This window comes from Pseudomonadota bacterium (genome assembly GCA_018242545.1).
Lineage (GTDB): Bacteria > Pseudomonadota > Alphaproteobacteria > 16-39-46 > 16-39-46 > 16-39-46.
In genome coordinates this window covers 20,455-44,173 of sequence record JAFEBT010000004.1, presented here as the reverse complement: position 1 = coordinate 44,173, position 23,719 = coordinate 20,455, and the positions used below count along the sequence as shown (strand labels likewise).

Annotated in this window: 18 protein-coding genes; 13 read left to right on the top strand and 5 right to left on the bottom strand. The window is 37.2% G+C overall.

The annotated features are described in order from the left end of the window. The first annotated feature begins 9 nt into the window (after positions 1 to 9). Together JSS34_01420 and JSS34_01415 are read left to right on the top strand one after the other, a co-directional pair. Positions 10 to 966 carry an alpha/beta hydrolase gene (locus tag JSS34_01420; GenBank protein ID MBS0185007.1) on the top strand — a complete coding sequence of 319 codons (957 nt, stop codon included), beginning with the start codon at positions 10 to 12 and terminating at the stop codon, positions 964 to 966. Positions 967 to 1,119: 153 nt separating this feature from the next. Beyond that, positions 1,120 to 2,457, top strand: coding sequence for a glucokinase (locus JSS34_01415; GenBank protein MBS0185006.1), 1,338 nt, complete (start codon positions 1,120 to 1,122; stop codon positions 2,455 to 2,457). Positions 2,458 to 2,460: 3 nt separating this feature from the next. Here JSS34_01415 and JSS34_01410 read toward each other — a convergent pair whose 3' ends face one another. After that, positions 2,461 to 3,045, bottom strand: coding sequence for a hypothetical protein (locus JSS34_01410; protein MBS0185005.1), 585 nt, complete (start codon positions 3,043 to 3,045; stop codon positions 2,461 to 2,463). 69 nt (positions 3,046 to 3,114) lie between these two features. Then, complete coding sequence (locus JSS34_01405) at positions 3,115 to 3,708, bottom strand: methyltransferase domain-containing protein (protein MBS0185004.1); 594 nt, start codon at positions 3,706 to 3,708, stop codon at positions 3,115 to 3,117. Positions 3,709 to 4,094: 386 nt separating this feature from the next. On the opposite strand from JSS34_01405, the gene JSS34_01400 reads away from it, so the two are divergent. The 6 genes from JSS34_01400 (at position 4,095) to JSS34_01375 (ending at position 15,187) form a co-directional block, all read left to right on the top strand. Then, positions 4,095 to 6,863, top strand: coding sequence for a hypothetical protein (locus tag JSS34_01400; protein ID MBS0185003.1), 2,769 nt, complete (start codon positions 4,095 to 4,097; stop codon positions 6,861 to 6,863). A gap of 30 nt (positions 6,864 to 6,893) precedes the next feature. Continuing rightward, positions 6,894 to 7,688 carry a hypothetical protein gene (locus tag JSS34_01395; GenBank protein MBS0185002.1) on the top strand — a complete coding sequence of 265 codons (795 nt, stop codon included), beginning with the start codon at positions 6,894 to 6,896 and terminating at the stop codon, positions 7,686 to 7,688. A gap of 212 nt (positions 7,689 to 7,900) precedes the next feature. Beyond that, positions 7,901 to 9,682: an aspartate--tRNA ligase gene (gene aspS, locus JSS34_01390; protein MBS0185001.1), complete on the top strand. Its 1,782-nt coding sequence runs from the start codon at positions 7,901 to 7,903 to the stop codon at positions 9,680 to 9,682. A 30-nt stretch (positions 9,683 to 9,712) separates the two neighbouring features. Next, positions 9,713 to 10,300, top strand: coding sequence for a TIGR00730 family Rossman fold protein (locus JSS34_01385; protein MBS0185000.1), 588 nt, complete (start codon positions 9,713 to 9,715; stop codon positions 10,298 to 10,300). A 95-nt stretch (positions 10,301 to 10,395) separates the two neighbouring features. Continuing rightward, positions 10,396 to 14,070 (top strand): vitamin B12-dependent ribonucleotide reductase, encoded by a 3,675-nt coding sequence (locus JSS34_01380; GenBank protein MBS0184999.1) that lies wholly within the window; start codon positions 10,396 to 10,398, stop codon positions 14,068 to 14,070. Between the two features lie 124 nt (positions 14,071 to 14,194). Next, positions 14,195 to 15,187 (top strand): SDR family NAD(P)-dependent oxidoreductase, encoded by a 993-nt coding sequence (locus tag JSS34_01375; GenBank protein ID MBS0184998.1) that lies wholly within the window; start codon positions 14,195 to 14,197, stop codon positions 15,185 to 15,187. 3 nt (positions 15,188 to 15,190) lie between these two features. Here the strand turns inward: JSS34_01375 and JSS34_01370 are convergent, their stop codons facing one another. Next, positions 15,191 to 15,406: a DUF1049 domain-containing protein gene (locus tag JSS34_01370; GenBank protein ID MBS0184997.1), complete on the bottom strand. Its 216-nt coding sequence runs from the start codon at positions 15,404 to 15,406 to the stop codon at positions 15,191 to 15,193. Between the two features lie 153 nt (positions 15,407 to 15,559). Continuing rightward, the gene (locus JSS34_01365) at positions 15,560 to 15,847 is read right to left on the bottom strand and encodes an integration host factor subunit beta (protein MBS0184996.1); all 288 of its coding nucleotides are present in this window, start codon (positions 15,845 to 15,847) and stop codon (positions 15,560 to 15,562) included. A 148-nt stretch (positions 15,848 to 15,995) separates the two neighbouring features. Between JSS34_01365 and recF the strand changes: the two genes are divergently transcribed. Together recF and JSS34_01355 are read left to right on the top strand one after the other, a co-directional pair. Beyond that, positions 15,996 to 17,141 (top strand): DNA replication/repair protein RecF, encoded by a 1,146-nt coding sequence (recF, locus tag JSS34_01360; GenBank protein ID MBS0184995.1) that lies wholly within the window; start codon positions 15,996 to 15,998, stop codon positions 17,139 to 17,141. A gap of 173 nt (positions 17,142 to 17,314) precedes the next feature. Further along, positions 17,315 to 17,650: a hypothetical protein gene (locus tag JSS34_01355; GenBank protein ID MBS0184994.1), complete on the top strand. Its 336-nt coding sequence runs from the start codon at positions 17,315 to 17,317 to the stop codon at positions 17,648 to 17,650. Between the two features lie 199 nt (positions 17,651 to 17,849). Here JSS34_01355 and murJ read toward each other — a convergent pair whose 3' ends face one another. After that, the gene (gene murJ / locus JSS34_01350) at positions 17,850 to 19,406 is read right to left on the bottom strand and encodes a murein biosynthesis integral membrane protein MurJ (protein MBS0184993.1); all 1,557 of its coding nucleotides are present in this window, start codon (positions 19,404 to 19,406) and stop codon (positions 17,850 to 17,852) included. Positions 19,407 to 19,561: 155 nt separating this feature from the next. Here murJ and glmU point away from each other — a divergent pair, with 155 nt between their 5' ends. From glmU to JSS34_01335, 3 genes are all read left to right on the top strand, one after another. After that, entirely contained in the window at positions 19,562 to 20,929 is a 1,368-nt protein-coding gene (gene glmU / locus JSS34_01345; protein MBS0184992.1) for a bifunctional UDP-N-acetylglucosamine diphosphorylase/glucosamine-1-phosphate N-acetyltransferase GlmU, read from the top strand. Positions 20,930 to 20,935: 6 nt separating this feature from the next. After that, entirely contained in the window at positions 20,936 to 22,759 is a 1,824-nt protein-coding gene (glmS, locus tag JSS34_01340) for a glutamine--fructose-6-phosphate transaminase (isomerizing) (GenBank protein ID MBS0184991.1), read from the top strand. Positions 22,760 to 22,843: 84 nt separating this feature from the next. After that, complete coding sequence (locus JSS34_01335; GenBank protein MBS0184990.1) at positions 22,844 to 23,680, top strand: uracil-DNA glycosylase; 837 nt, start codon at positions 22,844 to 22,846, stop codon at positions 23,678 to 23,680. Positions 23,681 to 23,719: the final 39 nt, after the last annotated feature.

The following is a 23,719-nucleotide window of genomic DNA, read 5'->3' as shown; positions in this document are numbered from 1 at the left end:
GGATTGATCTTGAAAAGTTTTCTATCCCTTTTTTATCTTATCTTAATTCTTGTTGGTTTTTATGGAATTTTTAATAAAGTTGAGAGCAAACACTCTGAAACTCAAAAAATTACCCTTTTTTCTGAAGCCTTTGGAAACAAAAACCATCCTGCAATTCTTCTGAATGCTGGTGCAGGAAGTCAATCCATTGTATGGGCCGATGTCTTTTGCAAAAAGCTTGCAGAGAAAAGATATTTTGTCATCCGGTATGATTATCGAGATACAGGTCTTTCTTCTCAAGTTCAGGATGAAATAACTCCCTACACGATTCACGATCTTGCAAAAGATGCTTTAAATATTCTTAAAAAATATCATATTCAAAAAGGTCATATTGTTGGATTTTCGATGGGCGGGCAAATTGCTCAGTTTCTTGGGGCTTATTATCCAGACCATGTTTTAAGTCTTATTCTCATTGGAACTTCAACAGATTTTAAACCTGGATTTGATGCTTTTGAAGGCAAGTTTAAAAACGAAGGACTTTCTCCTCCAAATCAAAATTATGTGACATGGGCAACGCGCCAAGTTGATCTTGATGCCCAGACACTTGATGAAAAAGTAGAAGATTATATTAAGACATGGCGTTATTTAGATGGAAATTCCCCTCGATTCAATAAGGATTATTACAGAAATGAGGGAATTCGAAATTATACACGTACGAAACTTCATAAACCTTATTTAAAGCATGCCCGAGCAATGAAATCCTCTTTTAAGGATCACAAAAAAGCGCCTTCTCTCATTAAATCTCCAACGCTCATTCTTCAAGGAGCGCAAGATCCTGTCTTTGGCATTGATCATGGAAAGAAGTTGAATTCTCAAATTAAAAACTCAACTCTGTTAATTTGGGACGACTTTGCGCATGCCATTAGTCCTCAAAACTTTGATCGTATTATTGAAGAAATCGATAGATTCATTAAAAGTCACTTTTGAAAAACTTGGGCGTTAAATTGTCCTGCAAAAGATGCCTTAAATTAATTTCTAGAAGTTTTTTTAAAAATGAGAGAGAATAAAAAAGAAATAAAAGAACGTTAAAAAGTAAAAAAATATTTACAAATTCTCATCGGTTTTTTAAAGGGAGGCTCAGTGGAAACTTTAAGTATTACCTTTTCTTATGAAAGTACGCTCAAAATATCTCTTTTGCTAGTGGAAGTAACGCCTTTTGATATTTTAATTGGTGTTAAGGTTCCTTCTCAAACAACAATATCTTATGAAAGTATTAATCCCTTTGCTTTTACATCTCTTGAGGATATTGTTTTGAATTTTTTAGAGCGTTTCCCAGAATTTCAAGACATAAATTCAGCTGTAGTTGCTCTTCCTCAAAATTTTTTAGTCTTTGACCAAAATGCAGCTCCTTCTTCTCCCTTTAATGCATGGAAATTTGATTCTTCTTTTTTTAAGAAGAAAACAGGTTTCTTGAATGTTTTTTTTGTTGATCGAGTAACCGTTATTGGAAAAGCAGTTCCAATGCTTTTGCCCAATGATTTTTTTGTCTTGTCTGGGCAGCAAGCTGCTTATTTTAATGCAAACAAAAATACGTATATGATTGCTTTAACGGATGAGACTTATGAAAGCTCTTTTTTCTCCTTTAATGAGGCTTCAAAAAGTTGGGTAAGTACAAAAAGCTTGGTTAATGCCTTAGAGCTTAATACACATAATGATGCCCTTCAAAACCTTTTAAATGTAATGAGTCAAGACGTTTCGCCCTCCTATCCAACACTCGGATTCTTTTTTAGTGCTAAAGGAATTGAAAAGCTCTATGCAACTCTTTATCAAGAAAACAATATGGAAGATTTTATACAGCGTCAAATTGAGTTAACACCTGCCGTTATTCAGAAAGGAGCCCCAACAGGCGTTGATTCGTTAGAGCTGAATGATGTTATCACACGATCTTCTTTAGAAGGACTGGATGTAAGTATTTCTGCAATCGCTCCCACTGACCCCCAAGTTATAAAGAATGCAAAGTCATTTTTACCGCTCTCACTTAAAAATACAGTCCCCATTTCTCAAGATGATCTGAATTGGGCTCTTTTAAAAGCTCTTCCGTTTTTGACAATTATCAAAGGAGCTTTTTCATACAAAAAATTACCCTTCCAATCGAATATTCTTTTTCCGATGTCTTCAAGTAATCTGCAACCTATCCTTGAAAAGTTTTGTTTTGATTGTCTTAATACATGGTCATCTTTGCTTGGAGAAGCTTTAGGTCAGCAAGCTCTTATTTTAAATGCACAGGGAGGCATTTTTTTAGCGGGACGGTTGCTTCTCTTAATGAAAGGACTTTTGAGAGATCTTTCTTTGAATTCTTCCTTTGAAAAAGAAATATCTGATCAAAACTCTTTTACTGAAACTTCTTTTGCGCTCATTACAAATCCAATGCCTTCTTTTTTAGGAATGATTGTTTTTTTTGAAGAGCAGGAGAATTAATCTTTAAGTTCCTTTTTTCTTATTTTTTAAATCTATAAGATTTTTAAATGGAAAGTATGTCGATGGTTTTTCATGGGTTTGAGGTTCTTGTAAGGAAAAAGGCTTTGAAGGAAGAGAAGAAAGCTTTACTTCAGAGGGCAGAGAAATGCTTGGATAAAGATTTAAAGCAAGGCTAAGATATTGTGCGATAATTTCTCCTACGTCAAGAAAACCCTCAGCATCAAGTGGTTCGATGGTTTCTTCTTCTCCTGTTAAAATGAGATCTTCTAGTGTATCTTCATGTTTAAAGAGAGAAGGGTTTTGAGCTGTAAAATAAACAGTTTCCTGGATATGATCTTCAAAAGGATCCAATGTTTTAACACACGTATAGACGACATCGGCTTCAAGAGTTGCTTTAAGTGGATAAGTTAGAGGGCGTTGAGAGGAAAGAAAAAAAAGGCTAAAACTGAGTTTTTTTAAATTTTCAAGCCCAAAGCGTTTTGCTAATTTTAGACATTCGTCTTGCGTTGCTTCAAAATAAAGAGGCTTTCCTTCAAGAAAACGAAGCGGAATGTTAACAAGACGCGAAAATTCAATAAAAGAAGTCATCAAAGCTCTCCACTGGGTTTAAGAAATTTAATTATTGTTTATCTAGAAAAATAAAACCAGAAAAAAACTTTAATTTTTTTCGTAACACCAGATTGTAGCGGGAGGAAAGTTCTTCAAGACAAATCCTGCACGTCTTTTTGAAAGACCATATTTATGACAATTAAGAGAAGTGAACGGGTTATATGTATACTGAACGAAACGGCCATTTTTTGAAAGATTCTTGAAGCTGGCATCAAGAATATTTTTTTGAACAAGTTTCGGCATGTTTAAAAGAGGCATTCCAGAAACGATGGTTGAGATCTTTCCTAAAAACTCAGAAGGAATTAAATTTGGAAGGTTTATGGCATTCCCATGTATAATTTTTACATTTGGAAATCGCTTTTTAAGATAAGACACAAGAATAGGATCAAGTTCAATAACATAAAGCTGCTCCTCTGGGACTCCTGCTTTTAAAAGCTCTTCTGTTAAGATTCCTGTTCCACCCCCTAATTCAACCACAATATGTTGAGGAGATACAAGGATTTCACGACTAATGTTCCGTGCAAGAGATTTTGAACTTGGGAAAAAAGCGCCAATCTGAAGGGGGTTTTTGAGCCATCTTTTAAAGAAAACAAAATGTTCTTCATGGCGTGCTTGTTTTTTTTTCAGAGAGTGTAAGGTCATAAAAAGGATTATCTCTTCTTAAATTGTTGGGAAGGAATTTATAGGGAGAATCTACAGGATAGTTTTAGGTTGAATCAAGTAGAAATTTAAAAAAAAAAGAAAGCACTTTGAGTTTTTTTTAAAATTAAGAGAAACAAAGGCCGGTGGATAGGGGCAAAAATTTGATCGAGTGTTTAATCAATTTTTAGAAGAGCAAGAAAATCACGTAAATTTTGAACTATCAAAAAGAAAACAGGTGAGTTTTTAGAGAAAATAAAATAAATTTTTTATCTTGAGGGATAAAGAGAAAAATGGTTTTATGTATTTGATAAATAAAAAGAGTTGTCATCTTTTATAAAAAAAATGAAAGGATTTTAAATAATGAATAAAAAAGAAAGGGAAGTTAAATGAAAATAAAATTTTATCTTGTTTTATTTATTTGTTATTTTTTCTCCTTTCAATCAAATGGAATGATGTTTGAAAGAGCACTTGAAAAGGCGTCGCATTCAATATCAAAATCAAACATGATTTCTGGGCTTGTCAAAAGAGGGGGACAACCTTCGATTTTCAGAAGAAACATTCATGCACGCAATTCCCTTTTTTCTGAATGTCCCTTAAAAGGCGTGCCTAAAAGCTTAAAAGGAAATTCTTTTTTAAAATATTCATCCTGTTTTGAAAAAGATGAAAATTACTGGAGGTGGTATACTTTAATGGCTGGAGTTGGTGTTGGGGTAATAGTATCTTCCCAACCTGTTTTTGCGAATGAGGCGTCTAAAGATACAAAAAAGGAAAACCCTGAAGAGACATTAGAAAAAATTAAGCTTTCTATTCAAAAAACTGAAATGCATATTTCAACACAAGAAATTAAGAAAAAATCGACAATTTTGATTGGGGGAACAGCCGCAGGAAAAACCGTTGTTTATAATTATTTAACAGGTGTCCCCTTAGAAGCATTAGAATATAAAGGAAAACTTGTTATTGATCGGAAATTTAATAAAGATCAAGAAGAGGGACGAATTTCACATGGGTATTGTTCTGAAACCCGCTATTTACATATAAAGGGTGAATATTGCGATTCTCCGGGATTTCGGGGGACTAATTTTGAAGAAGAAACGCCGGATACAATCCAAGATATTGTAAATGCTTATTCTTTTCATCTTTTATTTAAGCATGTGGAAGAATTTAGACTCGTTCTTGTTGTTCCAGAAACTCATTTTGATACAACAAGTGATCGCGGAAAACTTTTTATTGACCTTATAAAGCAACTTGAAGCAATTTTTCCCGGGCAAGCAAGCCATCTGAAATGGGGGTTAACACTTCTCGTAACTGGAAATACCAATAAGAGAAATCCCGAAAAAGCAGTGAAATCAAAGATTTCAGAAATGCTTTTACAAAGAAAAAATCTGACATCTTTTCAAAGAGAAATTCTCGAATTTTTTGTATCTGAAGAGGATGCTTCAAGAGATGGATGTATGACAGACTGCTCAGAACTTTCACACATTTCTCAGAGAGAAAAAAGAATTACTTTTTTTGACAAACCTACTGAACCCATGGATATTCCTCAAGGACAATCATTAGTTGAAAGTAGCACATATATAAAAAGACTTGCCCCTCCTAAAATTTCTGTAGAAGCTGAAACAAAATTATTTATAAGAGGACTTACAGATTCTATTACCCAAGAAACATTAGCCATTTTTTCTTCTTTTTTGGCCCATTGGGAAAATAAAGCGATGGCGCTTGTGAAAAATCATTCAGGCCATGCTTTCCTCTTAAGAAACCGTTTTAGGGAAGCTACGGATTATCTAAATCATGTCCGGAATCTTCCGAGTAGTTTTGATGAAGATATCAATAATATTGAACAGGTTTTGGCACGTTTTGATCCAGATGAACATAAGAGATTTTCTAATTTAATGGAGCGATATAAATTTTTGCAAAGTATTCAAATTGAAAATTTTGGTAATGAAATAGATTTTAAGGCAGGTGGGCACCTAATGAATGTTATTGACACGATACGACTTTTTGCTTCTAACCCAGAAGTTATATCTATTTCTGATGAGTTAAGAGTAAAAGGGTGTATCGTAGGAGTCAGTGATATTGATCGAAATTCTTCTTCTCTTGTCTTAACAGGATCAAAAGCCTTGCTCGTCGATACAGATCTCCATATACGTGAAGTTAAAGGCAACACAAATGTAGTTTTTATGGCGCCTTTATGGAGTGTTAATGGAAAAAGAACGTTTGTTTTAAAAGGAAAAGAGGGGGGATTTATTTCCCCTTTTAAGGCAGGGAATGGACAAAGTCCAAGCAGTGCAGGTGAAAATGGGCAACCCGGGAAGCCTGGTTATAACGGTGGAAATTTTTTTGGAATTGCTGATCATATTGAAAGAGAGACTGATTTAACCGTTAACTTAAATGGAGGAGATGGAGGAGCAGGGCAACAAGGTGGGGATGGGGTTGATGGAGAATCAGGAAAAGAGGGCTCTCTTGAAGAAGTAAAAGCACGTTTAAGCTCACTTGTTATAAAAAGAGTGGCCATTTTAAGAGGCTATCGCGTAACATATACATCAGGGTCTTCTGGTACTGAGGGAGGGAATGCTGGCCAAGGAGGGATTGGCGGAGCGCCGGGAGAAGCAGGGATATTTGAAATAAGAGATCATAATTTCAATAAAAAAGTAACTCTTATGCATGTTATTCAAGAAAAAGGTAATGAGGGCCTTTCTGGTGAGGCCGGTAAAGCTGGAAGAGGTGGATTAAATGGACATATCTTTACTGGCGTTTATGAAGAAAAAACGGATAATGGAAAGAATGTAGGAATTTTGGCGGCAACAATGGCAGCGGCCGGTACTGGCGCAGGAATAGGGGCTAAAGTAGGTGGGACAGTTGAAATTGGGACAGGTGGCTCGTCCTTAGGAACAATTACTGTTAGCTCCACTTTAATTGGGGGTATTGTAGGAGGAAGCGTTGGTTTTGGAAGCGCTCTTTATCATTATTATTACGGAAATGGAGATAGATGGTATGAAAAACCCTATGCTCTTCCTTATGTTCAATATCAACCAAATGGACGTGTTCCAGATTCCTTGGAAGTTAATTTAAATGGAAGAAAATTTCCGCCTCAAAATGTGCCGGTTGATTTATATAAAATGTTTACTGATTATAAAAATACATCTGGTGTTCATTAAGTATATTAAAGTTTTAATGGAGGGGGTGCTATGAAGAAATTAGTAACGGTAGCTTTTATTCTCTTAAGTCCGAATATTTGCGCGGCATTTCAAAATATAAAAAATTTATATGAAGATGTATTGCCTTTTGTTAAAGAAGAATTTGTAAGGCAAAAGCTTCAGTCATTTTCCTTTCCAGATTTTTTTAAAATTATTTCTTACACGAAAGATCGGAATGAGGATTATAAATGTTTTAGTTTTACAGAAGGTACACATATTGGAAGCCTTTTTATTGTAACAACTTCTGGTAAGCTTTATTCTTTTTTTAACTTAGGTCCCATATTCACAATTTTAACAAAAGAAGAATTTCCTTTCTTAGAGAATGAAGAGATTCTAATTATAAGCTCAACAGGAGGCACAGGAGAACATCATGTCTATGGCCTTTTATTTTCTTTTTCCAAAGGGCAAGTAATCGCAAGCTTTCCCCTTTCTGGAGACTCGTATAACGGATTGCCCTCTTTGAGAGACTCTAAAGGAGAAGATAGAGGGCCTGGAGAGTTTCATTATGGAATACAAAAAATTGAGAAAAAAGAGGATTGCCTCGTTTTAAAAGGATTTTTTGAGACGGTTATTCCTTCTGATTTAAAGAAAGAACAAAAAAAGATTTTAAATCAATATGATTTAAAGAGCTTAAAAGAACCTTTCACGATAACATTACCGTTGAATGGCTCACCTTCTTTGCAAGGAAGCCCAGGTGTCGTTAAGCGCCTTAAATTTATTTTAGAGCTCTTCTCTTATATAAAACCTTTGATCACTCTTCTTCCTCTACAAGAAAGAAACATATGACACCGTTCAAAGGAAAGAGATGTTTTGCAATTATATAACAGATAGGTCAATGCTGTTCCTTGGAAAAGTGTTTGTAGGGATGATTTTCTAATGAAAGGGTGGCTGGAGACCTTGACAAATCGATATAAATGGGTAATTTCCTGTTTAAGCCTTTCTTTGTAAAAAAGTGGGGCGTTTGTTAAAATTACATTATTTATTTTTGAGGAAAAGTTATGTCTTTGTATAGAACCCATACATGCGGTGCCCTTACGAAAAAAGAAGAGGGGCAAAAGGTACGTCTTTCAGGATGGGTACATCGCAAAAGAGATCATGGACAACTTATTTTTATAGATCTTCGAGATCATTATGGAATTACCCAGTGTGTCCTTGACCAGCAAAATCCTCAATTTAAAGAATTAGAAGCCCTTCGCCTTGAAAGCGTCCTTATGATTGATGGACATGTCGCCTTAAGAAGTCCTGAGACAGTGAACTCTAAAATTAAAACGGGTGAAATCGAAGTTGTGATCCAAAAGTTCGAAATTTTATCGACAGCGGATGTTCTTCCTATGCAAGTCAATAGTGATCAAGATTTTCCTGAAGAGACACGTTTGACCTATCGATTTCTGGATTTACGGCGTCTTCCAATGCACGAAAAAATTGTATTAAGGTCTCAAGTTATCGCAAGCTTGCGCCGCCGCATGATTGATCAAGGGTTTTTAGAATTTCAAACCCCCATTTTGACATCAAGCTCTCCAGAAGGAGCACGGGATTACCTTGTTCCAAGCCGAATTCATCCTGGAAAATTTTATGCTCTTCCTCAAGCGCCGCAGCAATTTAAGCAATTGCTAATGGTTGCGGGTTTTGATCGTTATTTTCAAATTGCCCCTTGCTTTAGAGATGAAGATGCACGTGCAGATCGATCTCCAGGAGAGTTTTATCAGCTTGACTTTGAAATGTCTTTTGTTGAACAAGAGGACGTCTTTGCGGCAATTGAGCCCGTTCTTTATGGAATTTTTGAAGAGTTTGGAAAAAATAAAGTATCGACAAAACCCCCTTTTCCGCGCATCCCTTTTCAAGAGGCGATGCTCAAATATGGAAGTGATAAGCCAGATTTACGGAATCCACTCGTTATCTCAGATGTAACAGACATCTTTAAAGGCTCTTCATTTGGACTCTTTGCATCTGCGATTGAAAAAGGAAATTGTGTAAGGGCCATTCCTGTCCCTCATGTTTCGGATAGACCGCGTAGTTTTTTTGATAAATTAAATGATTGGGCTCTCTCTGAGGGAATGGGGGGATTGGGATACATTCTTTATACCTCTGAAGGCGCAAAAGGTCCTATTGCGAAAAATTTAGATAATGAGCGTCTAATGAAGCTTAAAGAGCTTTGCTCCTCAGAGCATGATGATGGTATTTTCTTCGTATGCGATACCACCAAGAAAGCTCCAAAACTTTCTGGTCTTGTTCGGCAAAAACTTGGGATTGAACTTGATCTTTTGGAAAAGGATGTTTTTAAGTTTTGCTGGATTGTGGATTTTCCTATGTATGAACTCAATGAAGAAACAAATCAAATCGAATTCAGCCATAATCCTTTTTCAATGCCTCAAGGTGGCTTAGAATCTTTAAATACGATGCCTCCCCTTGAGATAAAAGCGTATCAATATGACATTGTATGTAATGGAATTGAGCTTTCTTCAGGCGCCATTCGGAATCATTTACCGGAGGTTATGTATCGCGCTTTTGAGATTGCAGGATATGATGCACATGTTGTTGAAGAGAGGTTTGGGGGACTCTTAAATGCCTTTAAATTTGGTGCGCCTCCCCATGGTGGGTCTGCTCCTGGAATTGACCGGATTGTAATGCTCTTAGCAGATGAGCCCAACATTAGAGAAATTATTGCTTTTCCATTGACTCAAAAAGCTGAGGACCTTTTAATGCAAGCGCCTGCTTTTGTTCCCGAAGAACGCTTGAAAGAATTACATCTTCGTGCTAATCTACCCAAACAAAAGGGATAAAATAAAAAATAAAATTGGGGACTTCTTATCATGAAATATGTTCGGTCGGCATGCGTTTTTTGTGGCGGGTCTCCGCTTGTTGCAAAAAAATATATGGATGTTGCACGAAAGCTTGGAAATCTCCTTGCCAGTAAACAAATAGAGCTTGTCTATGGTGGCGCAAATGCTGGCCTTATGGGTGCTATTTCAAATGGTGCCATGGAAAAAAAGGGCCGTGTTCTTGGGTTTTTACCAGAAGATCTTCTTTCTATTGAAGATGGAAATACCGAAATTACGCAACTTACGATTGTTGCTGATATGCATGAGCGAAAAAGAAACATGTATATTCATTCCGATGTTTTCATCGCTTTGCCTGGCGGTTTTGGGACATTAGAAGAGCTTTTTGAAGTGATGACATATAAAGCGGTTGGTTTTTTTGATAAACCGATTATCGTTTTAAATACAGATGGATATTGGGACCCTCTCATAAAAATACTTGACAATATTTATGCGGAGAAATTTGCTGATGTTGGCCAAAAAAATATGTATTCATTTGTCAATACGCCTGAAGAAGTCATTGATCTTTTAGTAAAAAAGGATGAAAAGCAAGAGTTCATCCAAAAAATAGTTCAAAAATAAGCGCCTAAAGGTCTTGTCAAAATACCTAATTTATGTCTATATAAGACTATATATAGTTTTTTTGTGTGTGAAATATCAATATCTTGAGGGGTGTTATGCGTATTGTTCGAAAATTTACGACGGCTGGTTGTTCTCCTTACCATGATGTTAAATTTCGAACAACGACAAGTGAAATTCGAAATCCTGATGGCTCTCTTGTTTTTAGTCTTCCTGATATTGAGGTGCCCGACTTTTGGTCACAAGTTGCGGCAGATATTATTGCTCAAAAATATTTTCGAAAAGCGGGCGTTCCTTCTGCTTTAAAGCCTGTTCCTGAAAAAGATGTTCCTGCATGGCTCTATCGATCTGAAGCAGATCAAAAAATTCTTTCAACCATGCCTGAAAAAGAACGTTATGGAAGTGAAACCAAAGCGACACAAGTTTTTGATCGATTGGCTGGAACATGGACATATTGGGGGTGGAAAGAAGGGTACTTTAAAAGTGAAGAAGATGCTCTTATTTTTTATGATGAAATTCGTTATATGCTGTGCCATCAGATGGCAGCTCCTAATTCTCCACAATGGTTTAATACAGGACTCTATTGGGCCTATGGGATTAATGGAGAGTCTCAAGGTCATTATTATGTTGATCCAAAAACAAAAGAACTCCGCTCTTCAACATCTTCTTATGAAAGGCCTCAACCACATGCCTGTTTTATCCAAAGTATAAAAGATGATTTGGTTAATGAAGGCGGAATTATGGATCTTTGGGTGCGCGAAGCGCGTCTTTTTAAATATGGTTCTGGAACAGGAAGTAACTTTTCGAATATTCGTGGACAAGGAGAATTTCTTTCGGGGGGTGGAAAATCTTCAGGGCTTATGAGTTTCTTAAAAATTGGAGATCGTGCTGCGGGAGCAATCAAATCAGGAGGGACGACCCGGCGTGCTGCAAAGATGGTTGTCGTGGATATGGATCACCCAGATATTGAAGATTTTATTAATTGGAAAGTTAAAGAAGAACAAAAAGTTGTTTCTTTAGTGACTGGATCAAAAATTGCCCATAAATATTTAAATCAAATTTTTAAAGTGATTCAAGACGGGCAAGAAAAAGGGGAAGGGGATAAAGCTTTTGATCCGCATGTTAATCTTAATTTAAGGAATGTTATTAAAGAAGCGCGGTATCATGCTGTTCCGGATAATTACATTCATCGTGCCCTGCAGCTTGCGCGTCAAGGGATCTTACATATTAATTTTGATATCTATGATGTTGATTGGAACTCAGAAGCTTATGCAACGGTGTCTGGACAAAACTCAAATAATTCTATTCGTGTGACAGACGATTTCTTAAAAGCTGTTTGTGAAAATGGAGAATGGAATCTTATTCGAAGAACAGATGGAAAACCTTTTAAAACGCTTTCGGCGCGTCACCTCTGGGATCAGGTTTGCTACGCGGCTTGGGCTTCCGCAGATCCAGGCGTACAATTTGATACGACGATTAATGCGTGGCATACCTGTCCTAAAAATGGCAAAATTCGATCTTCAAATCCTTGTTCTGAATATATGTTTTTAGACGATACAGCTTGTAATTTAACGTCTCTCAATCTCATGACATTTCGCCGGCATGCAGATACTTTTGATTTTGATATAGAAGGATATATGTATGCTGTGCGGCTTTGGACATTGGTTCTTGAAATTTCAGTGTCAATGGCGCAGTTTCCATCTCGAGAGATTGCTGAGCTTTCCTATGATTTTAGAACGCTTGGTTTAGGATATGCGAATATTGGCGCCCTTTTAATGTCAGCAGGAATTCCTTATGATAGTCCTCAAGCACGCTCAATTGCAGGTGCTTTGGCGGCGATTATGACAGGTGTTAGTTATGCGACTTCTGCTGAAATAGCTTCAGAGCTTGGAGCCTTTGAAAAATTTGAAGAAAATCGCGAAGATATGCTTCGCGTCATGCGCAATCATCGCAGAGCTGCTTATGGAAAAACATCTGGATACGAAAATTTAAATATAAACCCTGTTCCTTTAGAGAAATCTCATTGTCCTCTTCCTTCACTCATTACCACGGCTCAAAAGGTTTGGGATGAAGCACTTTCCTTGGGGGAGAAACATGGGTACCGAAATGCACAAACAACGCTTATTGCTCCGACAGGAACGATCGGACTTGTCATGGATTGTGATACAACAGGGATTGAGCCTGATTTTGCACTTGTTAAGTTTAAAAAACTTGCCGGAGGTGGGTATTTTAAAATTATTAATCAAACAGTTCCAGAAGCTTTAAAACATCTTAAATATGAAGATTCTCAGATTGATGCAATTATTAAATATGCTGTTGGGCATGCGACATTTAAAAATGCCCCTTATATTAATACAGACACGTTAAAAGACAAAGGTTTTACGGATGACGTTCTTCAAAAGCTTGAAAATGCTTTAAAAAGTACCTTTGATATTAAATTTGTTTTTAATGCTTGGATTTTAGGAAAAGAATTTTGTTTAAATACGTTGAAATTTTCTGAAGAAGATCTTGCAAACCCGTCCTTTGAAATTCTCTCAGCTCTTGGATTTACACCCCTTGAAATTGAAGAAGCAAATCTTTATTGCTGTGGCGCTATGACCCTTGAAGGATCTCCATTTTTAAAAGAAGAGCATTTAGCTGTTTTTGATTGTGCAAATCCTTGTGGACGTCTTGGTGTTCGTTATTTATCTCTTGAAAGTCATATTCATATGATGGCGGCCGTGCAACCGTTTTTATCTGGAGCGATTTCTAAGACCATCAATATGCACCATTCTGCTGATATAAACGCTTGTGACGAAGCTTACATGCTATCTTGGAGGCTTGGCCTTAAATCCAATGCTCTTTATCGAGATGGATCAAAACTTTCTCAAGCTTTATCTTCTTCTTCGCAAGATTTGGGATTTGATCTTATAGATGAGAATGAAGATGAAAAAGCACAAAAGATTTTATCCGCTTCACAGACTGAAAAAACAACATTGATGGCAGAACGTATTGTCGAAAAAATTATTCGGCATGTGGAACGTCAAAAACTTCCCCCTCGGCGTAAAGGATATACTCAAAAAGCAACAATCGGAGGGCATAAAGTTTATCTCAGAACAGGAGAATATGAAGACGGAAAGCTTGGAGAAATTTTCATAGATATGCATAAAGAAGGAGCAGCCTTTCGGAGCTTGATGCATGGGTTTGCCATGGCAATTTCCGTTGGACTTCAATATGGGGTTCCTTTAGAAGAATTTGTAGATGCTTTTGTTTTTACGCGTTTTGAACCTTCTGGTATTGTGACAGGAAATGATACCATTAAAATGGCAACGTCTATTTTGGATTATATCTTTAGGGAACTTGCAGTTTCTTATTTGGGCCGGACGGATCTCGCTCATGCAGAGCCTGCAGATATCCTTCCAGATAGTTTGGGTCAAGGAAGCACACGAGAAGGGATTATAAAATCTGAGAATTTAGGAGCTTTTGATCAATCGGTACAACATGCAAGTACAGGATACATGAGACGGAATCTTTATGTGATTCAAAATAAAACAGTTTCTCAAATCCGTATCAAAGAAGACGCTGTCAAAGAAAGTGAAAAAGAAGAAGATTCTTTCAAAGTTTCAGAAAGCCTTAAATCTCCTGTGGAATCAACGCGTATAAATCGTATTCAAGAAGCACGTCTTAAGGGATTTGAAGGAGACTCGTGTCGTGAATGTGGAAATTTTACATTGGTTCGAAATGGAACATGTTTAAAATGTGAAACATGTGGATCCACAACAGGGTGTTCTTAAGAAAAGAAGGAGAAAATGATTTCCTGGGTCTTGACCAGATCCCCCTTCGTCATGTAGTAAAGCATCTATCTTAAGGCGCTTATCACGACGTGAACGGTTTAATTATTTAAGGTAAGGATTTTAAATGTCATTTCCAATTCTTGTCACAGGAGCTGCTGGGTTTATTGGGTTTCATGTGGCAAAGACCCTCCTTGAAAAAGGTGAAAAGGTTCTCGCTTTTGATAATTTATCCCCTTATTATGATGTTAAGTTAAAAGAGGACCGTCTTAAAATTTTAAAAGAGTTTCCTCAGTTCATTTTTCATAAAGTTGATATTTCAAAGAAATTAGAAGTTGAAAATTTATGGAAGCAATATCATCCTAAGAAAGTTGTTCATTTGGCGGCGCAAGCAGGTGTTAGGTATTCTTTGGAAGATCCTTTTACCTATATAGAAACAAATGTTATGGGGCATTTAATTCTCTTAGAGCAAGCGCGTTTTGAGGAAGATTTTCAACATTTTGTCTATGCATCAACTTCTTCTGTTTATGGTTTGAACGAAAAACTCCCTTTTTCCATTAAAGATCCAACGGATTCACCGATTTCTGTTTATGCTGCAACAAAGAAAATGGATGAGCTTTTATCGGGTGTGTATCGTTACCTTTTTAAAGTTCCAGCAACAGGATTAAGATTTTTTACGGTTTATGGCCCTTGGGGGCGTCCAGATATGTCTGCTTTCATCTTTTTACGCAAAATTATAAAGGGGGAGCCGATTCCTGTTTTTAATGATGGAAAAATGGCCAGAGATTATACATATGTGAATGATATTGTTTCAGGCATTCTTAAAGTTCTTGAAAAGCCCTCTTATGATTCTGAAGGAAACCCTCTTCACAAAGTTTATAACCTTGGCAACTCTTCAAAAGAATCTTTAATGCGTTTTATTTCTTTAATTGAAGAAAATATTGGGAAAAAAGCTCAAATTGAATTCCTTCCAATGCATCCAGCGGATGTGAAAGAGACCTGTGCTGACATTAAAGAATCGCAAGAGGATTTTGGATTTGATCCTGTTACGTCCCTTGAAGAGGGTATTAAAAAACTTGTAGCATGGTATCAGGATTATTATAAAGCTTCAGATCTTTAAAAGTTAATCGTTTGAATCTTTCTTTTGAAAAAAATGGGTTACCCAATTTGTAAAGCATCCAATCGAAAATCCTAAGAAAAAAACAATAAGAATAATAAAGACTAAAGGAGATTCAAGATCATAGGGCAGTGGCCATAAGCTTACAAGCGTTGGTGTTTTATTGGACACTGAAAAAATAACAACGAGAATCATAATGATAAGAGACAAAATTTTCGACATGCGATCTTCCTTATAAAAAAACTAAAGAAAGCTTTACAAATTAATGTTCTTTTTGCAATAGAAAAATTTTAAGACAAAAAACCGCTTACAAAGCGGTTTTTAGATTTTATTTAAAGAGAAAAACCTGCCTATCTTATAAGCTCCCTGAAAGATCTAACTTTTCCACTGATTAAGGCTCGATAAAAGAGAACGTCCACATTTGAAAAAAGGAATATCCTTTTCTTCAACTTTTACGGGTGCCCCAGTACGTGGATTCCGCCCAAGGCGTCCTTTACGATGACGCACAGAAAAAGCTCCGAAATTCCGGAATTCTGCTCGGTTCTTTTTTGCAAGAGAAGATGAAATTTCATCAAAAATGAGCGCAACTATACGCTCCATATGTTCTTCAGATATATCTGAAAACCGTAAAGCTAACTTGTGTATGAGTTCCGAACGTGTCATATGAACATCCTTTTTATGGTTTATGTTTTGCTTTTTTTGTGACACACATAATAAAACATATCTCTTTTTCTAGGATACAAGATTTGATGTATTCGTCAAGAGAATAAGTGCAAAAATAGGTATTTTCTAGTATTAAAAGGTTTTAAAATTGTTTCCTATTCGGCTTAAAAATTTAACGCTTACGCAATTTAGATGCTATTCTTCTTTAAAACTCCTTTTTGAAGAAAGAATTATCATTTTTACAGGTCCTAATGGTGCCGGTAAAACAAATATTTTAGAGGCCATTTCATTTTTAAATCCTGGACGAGGCCTTCGGCAAGCAAAGTTGTTGGATCTGTTAAAAATCCCTTCTCAAAGCGCGGAGTCTTCATTAGGATGGGTTATTTCAGCTTGTTTAACGCTCCCGCGTGGAAATTGTCAAATTGGAACAGGTCTTGCTGTCCCTATAAAAGAAGGAGAAACTGAAAAACGTCTTATTCGTGTGGATGGCGTTGATTTAAACTCTCAAAATCAACTTGAAAAAATCTTAAGTGTGCTTTGGATGACGCCAGCAATGGATCGTCTTTTAAGCGAAGGGCCTTCCCAAAGAAGAAAACTTCTTGATAAATTTATCTCCAGCATTGATCCAGAACATTCTAAGCGTTTGTATCGATATGAATATGCCTTACGCGAAAGATCTCGCCTTTTAAAAGAAAACAGAAATGATCCTCTTTGGCTCGGAGCTCTTGAAGAAAAGATGGCTCTTGAAGGCGTTGCTTTGACAGCGTCTCGTCAAGAAATGATTGAGCTTTTGATGTCAAGTATGAACTCTCATCGGGAATCTTTTCCAACAGCTTTTCTTATCTTGAAAGGAGAGATCGAAAAACTTCTTAAATGTTCATCTGCTCTTGAAGTAGAAGAGGTTTTTAAACAAAGGCTCAAAGATGCGCGTGCTTACGATAGGATTTCTGGGGGTGCTTCTTTAGGTCCTCATTTAAGCGATCTTGACATCACGCATGTTCAAAAAAATATTTCTATTTCTCTCTGTTCAACGGGAGAACAAAAGGTTCTTTTAATTTCTTTGATTTTAGCGCATTTGAGAATTCATGCTCTTCGGCGCAAAGAGACGCCCCTTTTGCTCTTAGATGAAGGAATGGTCCATTTGGATACGATTCGACGAGAGGCATTATTTGAAGAACTCGACAGTCTTAATGTCCAGACATTTTTTACAGGAACAGACAGGTCTGCTTTTGAAGCAGCTCAAGGAAAGGCTCAATTTTTTGAAGTTCAGTCAGGAGACGTGATGGAGAAATGAAAAAGAAACTTTAAAGAATTTATTATTATGAACTTTCAAGAGCTTATGGGGTAAAAATTGTATTAAATTTGGTAAATCGACACAAAACTGATACGCTAAACATACAATAAATAAAAATAAGGAGAAGAAAAAGGCATTTTAAAAAAACTTGTCGATCCATCCTCTTTTTTTCATTGTTAGGTGGAATTTCATTAATTTCCTTAGAAGGAATAAGTGCAATAAGGACGGCTGGTAACTCGTATACACCACTTATTAAGACGCGTTCTGCAACTATAATTGGAACTGCACGTGATTTAGCTTATTGGAGTAGTACGAAACCATGGCCTGTTGTCCAAATTGAGAGTCCAAGTAAAAAAATACAGGATCTTTGCATTCGATATGGAGGTGTTCCAACAGAAAAAGAAAATCAGTTCAAAATGTCAATGGATAAGCTTCCGCAATTCATAGAAAGAGTTCGGCGAGAAATGCCCACGGAAAGCTTATGTGCGAAGGGTTTAACTGCTTTATAAAAGATAAATGAAGGTGGGCTTAAGTTTCTTAAAGATTTTTTTAAGGATTTTATGAAATCTTAACGGCGTATAAAGTTTTTTTAAGAAAGGACTCTTAAGAGACAAAAGCCCCCCTCTTAAATTTTTGTTAAGAGAAATAAGAAAATAAAAATTAAAATGTCTAAAAAATAAGAGATTTTAAAATATTTCCTCTTTTTACTTAAGGCAAAGGGACGTCATGGCTTGGAGGGTTTTTATCAAAGTCCTTAAAATTCACAGCTTTTGTTAAAAAGACACCCACAAAGAAAACAATGAGCCCACTTCCTACAATGAGAATAAGTCCCGCAATTCTTTCCCAATTGTTTCCAAGAATGAAATCATGCGTGTTTTCAATAACGATATAAAGCACAAGAGCCATCATAAAGGAAGACGCCAAAACCTTAGGAATAAAGCGTTTTAAGCGTGCATCGAAATTGAGAAGATCGCGTTTCCGAAGCATAAAGGCTAAAAGGATGGCATTTACCCAGGAAGCCCCTGCGGTCGCAAGGGCAATGCCGACATGTTTTAAAGGAATAAAGAGAAGGAGGCTCAGGGCAATATCAACAACAACAGCGATGGCTGCAATAATAACAGGCGTTTTGGTATCTTCTCGTGAAAAAAAGCTGGTTGCAAATATTTTAATTAAAATATAAGCCGGCAACCCACAGGCATAACCCATAAGTGTAAGAGCCGTCTGGTGCGCAATTTCTGCCGTAAATTTTCCCCGCTCAAAAAGAACAATCACAAAAGGTTCAGCAGCAATCAAAAGAGCGATGGTTGCAGGAAGCGCTAAAAGAAGTCCAAATTCAAGCGATCGATTTTGATTATGGAGGGCTGCTTGTGTATCCCCACGGCGAAGTTGACGGGACATTAAGGGGAGAAGAGCTGTGCTAATGGCTGTTCCTATAACACTTAAGGGAAGCTGATTGAGACGATCAGCATAATAAAGATAGGAAACACCCCCTATAGGAAGAAATGAGGCAATCGTTGTTCCAATGAAAAGGTTTATTTGAACAACTCCTGACCCAATTGCTCCAGGAATCATGCGAATAAGAAACTTTTTGGTTCGAGGGGTTAAGCCGGGTCTGATCAGCCTCAATTTAATATTCTGTTGATGGGTTGGAAAAAGGACGCAGAGAAGTTGCACAAGACCTGAAAGAAGAACGGCAACTGCGACGATCTCTCCGATATTAACGGAAGCACCCGCAATAATCATAATACCGCATATAAAAATGTTTCCAATGGCAGGAGAAATGGCGGCTGCAACAAAACGATCTAAAGAATTTAAAATGCCACTATAAAGAGCGGTTAGAGAAATCAAAAGAAGATAGGGGAATGTGATTCGTGTGAAGGCTAATGCCAGCTCAAAACGCTCAGGGGTTGCTTTAAATCCAGGCGTTAAAAAGGACATGAAAAAAGGTGCAAAAAGTTCAAAAATAAGAATGACGCCAATAATGACAGTCACCAAAAAAGACATCACTTCTTCAGCATAGGTTTGTGCTTCTTTCTTTCCTTCGGCAGATAGGGTGCCAGCAAAAAGAGGAACAAAAGCTGCATTGAAGGCTCCTTCTGCGAAGAGTCTTCGGAGTGTACTTGGAATTTTAATCGAAACAACAAGGGCATCTGTAACGGGCCCAGCGCCAATATACATGGCCATAAGAAAATCTCTTAAAAACCCAAAAATGCGGCTTAAGATTGTAAAAAAACCAACAGTCGTGAATGATTTAATAAGAGACATGGCAAATCCTTTTTAAGAGGAGGAACATAAATTGTACCAAGAATAATTTCTTATATACTGCGTAATAATTTGTCGCAACACTTGACTTGGAAAAAGGAAAAATATATGGCATTTTTCTGATGAAGCTTATTTTAATCTTAAGGATTTTCTCATTTATGACCTCCTCTCTAAATTCTAACACCACAGACTCTATAAGAGCACTTGTTCTTTGTGCGGGAGGAGGAACACGTATGAAGTCTGGAATTCCAAAAGTTATGCATAAAATTGGAGGGCTTCCTCTTATTGGGCATGTTCTAGAAACGCTTAAAATGCTCCCCCTTTCTCATAAAGCATGTGTTATTTCTTCTCAAATGGACGAAGTTAAGGGCTTTGTCTCTCCCATAGAATGTTATATTCAATCAGAAGCAAAAGGAACAGCACATGCTGTTTTAGCTGCAGCTCCCTTTTTTGAGTCTGCTCCAGCAGGCTGCTTGCTGGTTCTTTTTGGTGATACTCCCCTTATTACACCAGAGACAATAAAACGTCTTCTTAATAAGCATAAAGCTTCAAAAGCTGCTTTAACAATTCTTGGAATGGAGGTTCCTTCTGCGAATCAATATGGACGTATTTTTTTAGATAAAGACGGGTTTTGTACCCGGATTATTGAAGCAAAGGAAGCAACTGAAGCAGAATTAAAAAATACACTCTGTAATTCTGGTGTGATGATTTTGGATCTTTCTGTTGCATCCTCTCTTTTAAGAGAGGTGACGTGTCACAATGCATCAGAAGAATATTATTTGACTGATTGTGTTGAGATTGCTGCTCAAAAAGGATTAAAGACATCTGTTGCTCTTGCTTCTCAAGAAGAGGTGTTTGGCATAAATACTCAAGCAGATCTCGCTGTTGCTGAAGAGGTTTTTCAAAAAAGAGCTCGGTTAAAAGCTCTTGAACAAGGTGTCTCTTTGCAGGATCCAGCGTCCGTTTATTTTAGTTATGATACTTCCTTAGAGAAAGGCGTTTTTGTTGAGCCCCATGTTTATTTTGGTCCCAACGTCAGGGTTGAAGAAGGTGCGCGAATTCGTGCCTTTTCTTATTTAGAGGGCGCAAAGATTGGAAAGAATTCTATCATAGGGCCTTTTGCGCGATTAAGACCAGGTACTGAGATTTTTGAAAATGTTCGTGTTGGAAATTTTGTTGAAATTAAAAAGTCGGTGCTTTCAAAAGATGTTAAAGTGAACCATTTGTCTTATATTGGCGATGCCGAAATTGGAGCAAGTACAAATATTGGAGCGGGGACCATTACCTGTAATTATGACGGGATTTCTAAACATGAAACAAAAATAGGAGAAAAAGTTTTCATTGGTTCAAATACCGCACTTATTGCTCCTATTTCTATTGGGGAAGGAGCGATTATTGGTGCTGGATCTGTTATTACACAAGATGTTGCAGATGATGCAATTGCTCTTTCACGGAGTCCTCAAAAGCAAATTTTAGAGGGTGCAAAACGATTTCAGCAGCGTGCTCGGAAAATTAGAAAGGGCTAAATTTAAATGTGTGGAATTATTGGTGTTGTGGGAACCAAAGAGGCTGTTCCATTTCTTATGGAAGGATTAAGAAGGCTTAAATATCGAGGGTATGATTCTGCAGGCATTGCAACCGTTGAAAACGGCGTATTTCATCGTGTTCGTGCTGAAGGAAAATTAGAGTTTTTAGAAGCAAAACTTGAAGCATGTCATGTTCCTGGAACGATTGGGATTGGGCATACCCGTTGGGCAACGCATGGACTTCCTGTTGAACGCAATGCCCATCCTCATAGCAATGGGAAAGTTGCGCTTGTACACAATGGTATTATCGAAAATTTTGTTGAACTCTATCAAGAGTTAGCTTCTAAAGGAGCGGTTTTTGAAACAGAGACAGATACGGAAGTTGTTGTGCATCTTTTAACAGATTATCTTCTCTCTGGAAAAACCCCCAAAGAAGCCATGCAGTTAACGCTGAGTCGTTTAAAAGGAGCTTTTGCACTTGCTGTCTTATTTAAAGATTTCCCCGATCTTTTAATGGGTGCACGCCAAGGTCCTCCTTTGGCGGTTGGGTATAAAGACACTGAAATGTTTTTAGCATCCGATGCACTTGCTCTCGCACCTTTTACGCAAAAAATATCTTATTTGGAAGATGGGGATTGGGTTGTTTTAACCTCTTCAAAAGCAACAATTTATAATCAAAAAGGAGATGAGATTTCGCGTCCCATCCATACAACGGCTTTAACAGGAGAGCTTATCGGAAAAGGAAAATACAGACACTTTATGGAAAAAGAAATCCATGAGCAACCCCTTGTCATTTCTGAAACACTTCAAAGTTACATTCAACCTTTAACACAATCCATAGGGCTTCCTCCTTTTCCTGAAAATATTTCTCATATTGAGCGTATTGTCATTGTTGCCTGTGGAACATCTTATTATGCTGGAATGATTGGAAAATACTGGTTGGAATCTTTAACAGGCTTACCTGTTGATGTTGATATTGCCTCTGAATTTCGGTATAGAGAGAGTCCCCTTTCTTCTAAAACACTTTGTTTATTTATTTCACAATCTGGAGAAACAGCAGATACGCTTGCTGCTTTAATGGATGCAAAATCCAAAGGTGCGTTGATTGTCTCGATTGTAAATGTCGCAGAAAGCAGCATTGACAGAGCCTCTGATACTACGCTTTTAACGCATGCCGGTCCTGAAATTGGCGTTGCCTCAACAAAGGCTTTTAGTTGTCAATTGACAGTGCTTGCTTGTTTTAGTGTTGGATTTGCAAAATTGCGTGGAAAACTCTCTTCTCAGCAAGAGCACACCTATATTCAAGACCTTCTTATGCTTCCATCCCTTCTTACGCATGTTCTTGATGTGGAAGAGAGCATTAAGAAAATTTGTCCTGAACTGGCTCAAGCCCGAGATGTTCTTTTTTTAGGGCGCAGCCTTCTTTTTCCAGTTGCGTTAGAAGGCGCTTTAAAGCTTAAAGAGCTCTCCTATATCCATGCTGAAGGGTACGCTGGAGGAGAATTAAAGCATGGTCCTATTGCGCTTATAGATGATCAAATGCCTGTTGTTGTTCTCGCTTCTTCTGAGCTTTTTTTGGACAAAACGGTTTCAAATATCCAAGAGATAATGGCAAGATCTGCAAAAGTTATTGCTTTAGGAGATGAACATGCTCTTGAAAAAATTGGAAAATCCCTCCATGCTAAAGTTGTACTCCCAAATGTGCCTGGCTGGATTGTTCCAATTATTTATACGATTCCTGTCCAACTTCTTGCCTATCATACAGCGGTTTTAAAGGGAACAGATGTTGACCAACCCCGAAATCTTGCTAAATCTGTTACCGTTGAATAAGATTAAATCTTAAATTTTTGAGAAATAAACTCAATGCCAAAACTTTATAAAAATCTTTCAGATACATTGAATTGGCTTGAAGCCATGGGCGTTGATGAAATCGTTGGTGAAAGTCCTCAAAATAGACTGAATCTTTCTGACAATGAATCTTTTCTAAACTTCTCTGCATTAAAGAAAGAACTCGCTCAATCTCAGTCAAAAAAAACTTTCATACCAAAAGAAGCCCCTCAGAGCATCAAAAATGAAGAAAATCATTCAAAGATGGAAAACATCTTTCATAAATCTTCTTTAGAGCGCTTTTCGCCCGATGCACAACAAGGAAGTGCTTATGCACTTTCTAGAAAAGCACAAACTTTAGAGGAGTTAAAGAATATTATGAAGACTTTTGAGGGTTGTGCTTTAAAGAAAACAGCAACGAATCTTGTCTTTGGAGAAGGAAATGAAAAAGCGTCCCTCATGGTCATTGGAGAAGCTCCGGGTGCCGATGAAGATCGATTAGGACGTCCCTTTGTTGGAGTGAGTGGGCAACTGCTTGATAAAATGTTTGCAACCATAGGATTAAGCCGAAAAGAAAATATTTACATTTCTAATATCATTCCCTGGCGTCCACCTGGAAATCGTACGCCAACTCCTTCAGAAATTGCCGTATGCCTTCCTTTTTTAGAAAGGCATATTGAGTTAATTGGCCCAAAGTATTTATGTTTTGTAGGAGGAGTATCAACAAAAGCTCTTCTAAATACGACAGAAGGGATTATTCGACTTCGGGGAAAATGGCATGGATACAAAATGCCTCATCTTTCAACACCTATTCCTGCGCTTGCAATGTACCATCCCGCCTATCTTTTAAGATCTCCCTCTAAAAAAAGAGAAGCTTGGCGAGATCTTTTAACGTTAAAAGCTGTTCTGGATACAAAAAACTAAATGAGAAACAAAAAGTCTTTTAAGTGCATTCCATACACC

Bases quoted from the DNA above. Each gene is read 5' to 3' on its own strand.
- JSS34_01410 (MBS0185005.1), bottom strand. From the start codon at position 3,045: ATGACTTCTTTTATTGAATTTTCGCGTCTTGTTAACATTCCGCTTCGT.
- JSS34_01405 (MBS0185004.1), bottom strand. From the start codon at position 3,708: ATGACCTTACACTCTCTGAAAAAAAAACAAGCACGCCATGAAGAACAT.
- JSS34_01400 (MBS0185003.1), top strand. From the start codon at position 4,095: ATGAAAATAAAATTTTATCTTGTTTTATTTATTTGTTATTTTTTCTCC.
- JSS34_01395 (MBS0185002.1), top strand. From the start codon at position 6,894: ATGAAGAAATTAGTAACGGTAGCTTTTATTCTCTTAAGTCCGAATATT.
- aspS (MBS0185001.1), top strand. From the start codon at position 7,901: ATGTCTTTGTATAGAACCCATACATGCGGTGCCCTTACGAAAAAAGAA.
- JSS34_01385 (MBS0185000.1), top strand. From the start codon at position 9,713: ATGAAATATGTTCGGTCGGCATGCGTTTTTTGTGGCGGGTCTCCGCTT.
- JSS34_01380 (MBS0184999.1), top strand. From the start codon at position 10,396: ATGCGTATTGTTCGAAAATTTACGACGGCTGGTTGTTCTCCTTACCAT.
- JSS34_01375 (MBS0184998.1), top strand. From the start codon at position 14,195: ATGTCATTTCCAATTCTTGTCACAGGAGCTGCTGGGTTTATTGGGTTT.
- JSS34_01370 (MBS0184997.1), bottom strand. From the start codon at position 15,406: ATGTCGAAAATTTTGTCTCTTATCATTATGATTCTCGTTGTTATTTTT.
- JSS34_01365 (MBS0184996.1), bottom strand. From the start codon at position 15,847: ATGACACGTTCGGAACTCATACACAAGTTAGCTTTACGGTTTTCAGAT.
- murJ (MBS0184993.1), bottom strand. From the start codon at position 19,406: ATGTCTCTTATTAAATCATTCACGACTGTTGGTTTTTTTACAATCTTA.
- glmU (MBS0184992.1), top strand. From the start codon at position 19,562: ATGACCTCCTCTCTAAATTCTAACACCACAGACTCTATAAGAGCACTT.
- glmS (MBS0184991.1), top strand. From the start codon at position 20,936: ATGTGTGGAATTATTGGTGTTGTGGGAACCAAAGAGGCTGTTCCATTT.
- JSS34_01335 (MBS0184990.1), top strand. From the start codon at position 22,844: ATGGGCGTTGATGAAATCGTTGGTGAAAGTCCTCAAAATAGACTGAAT.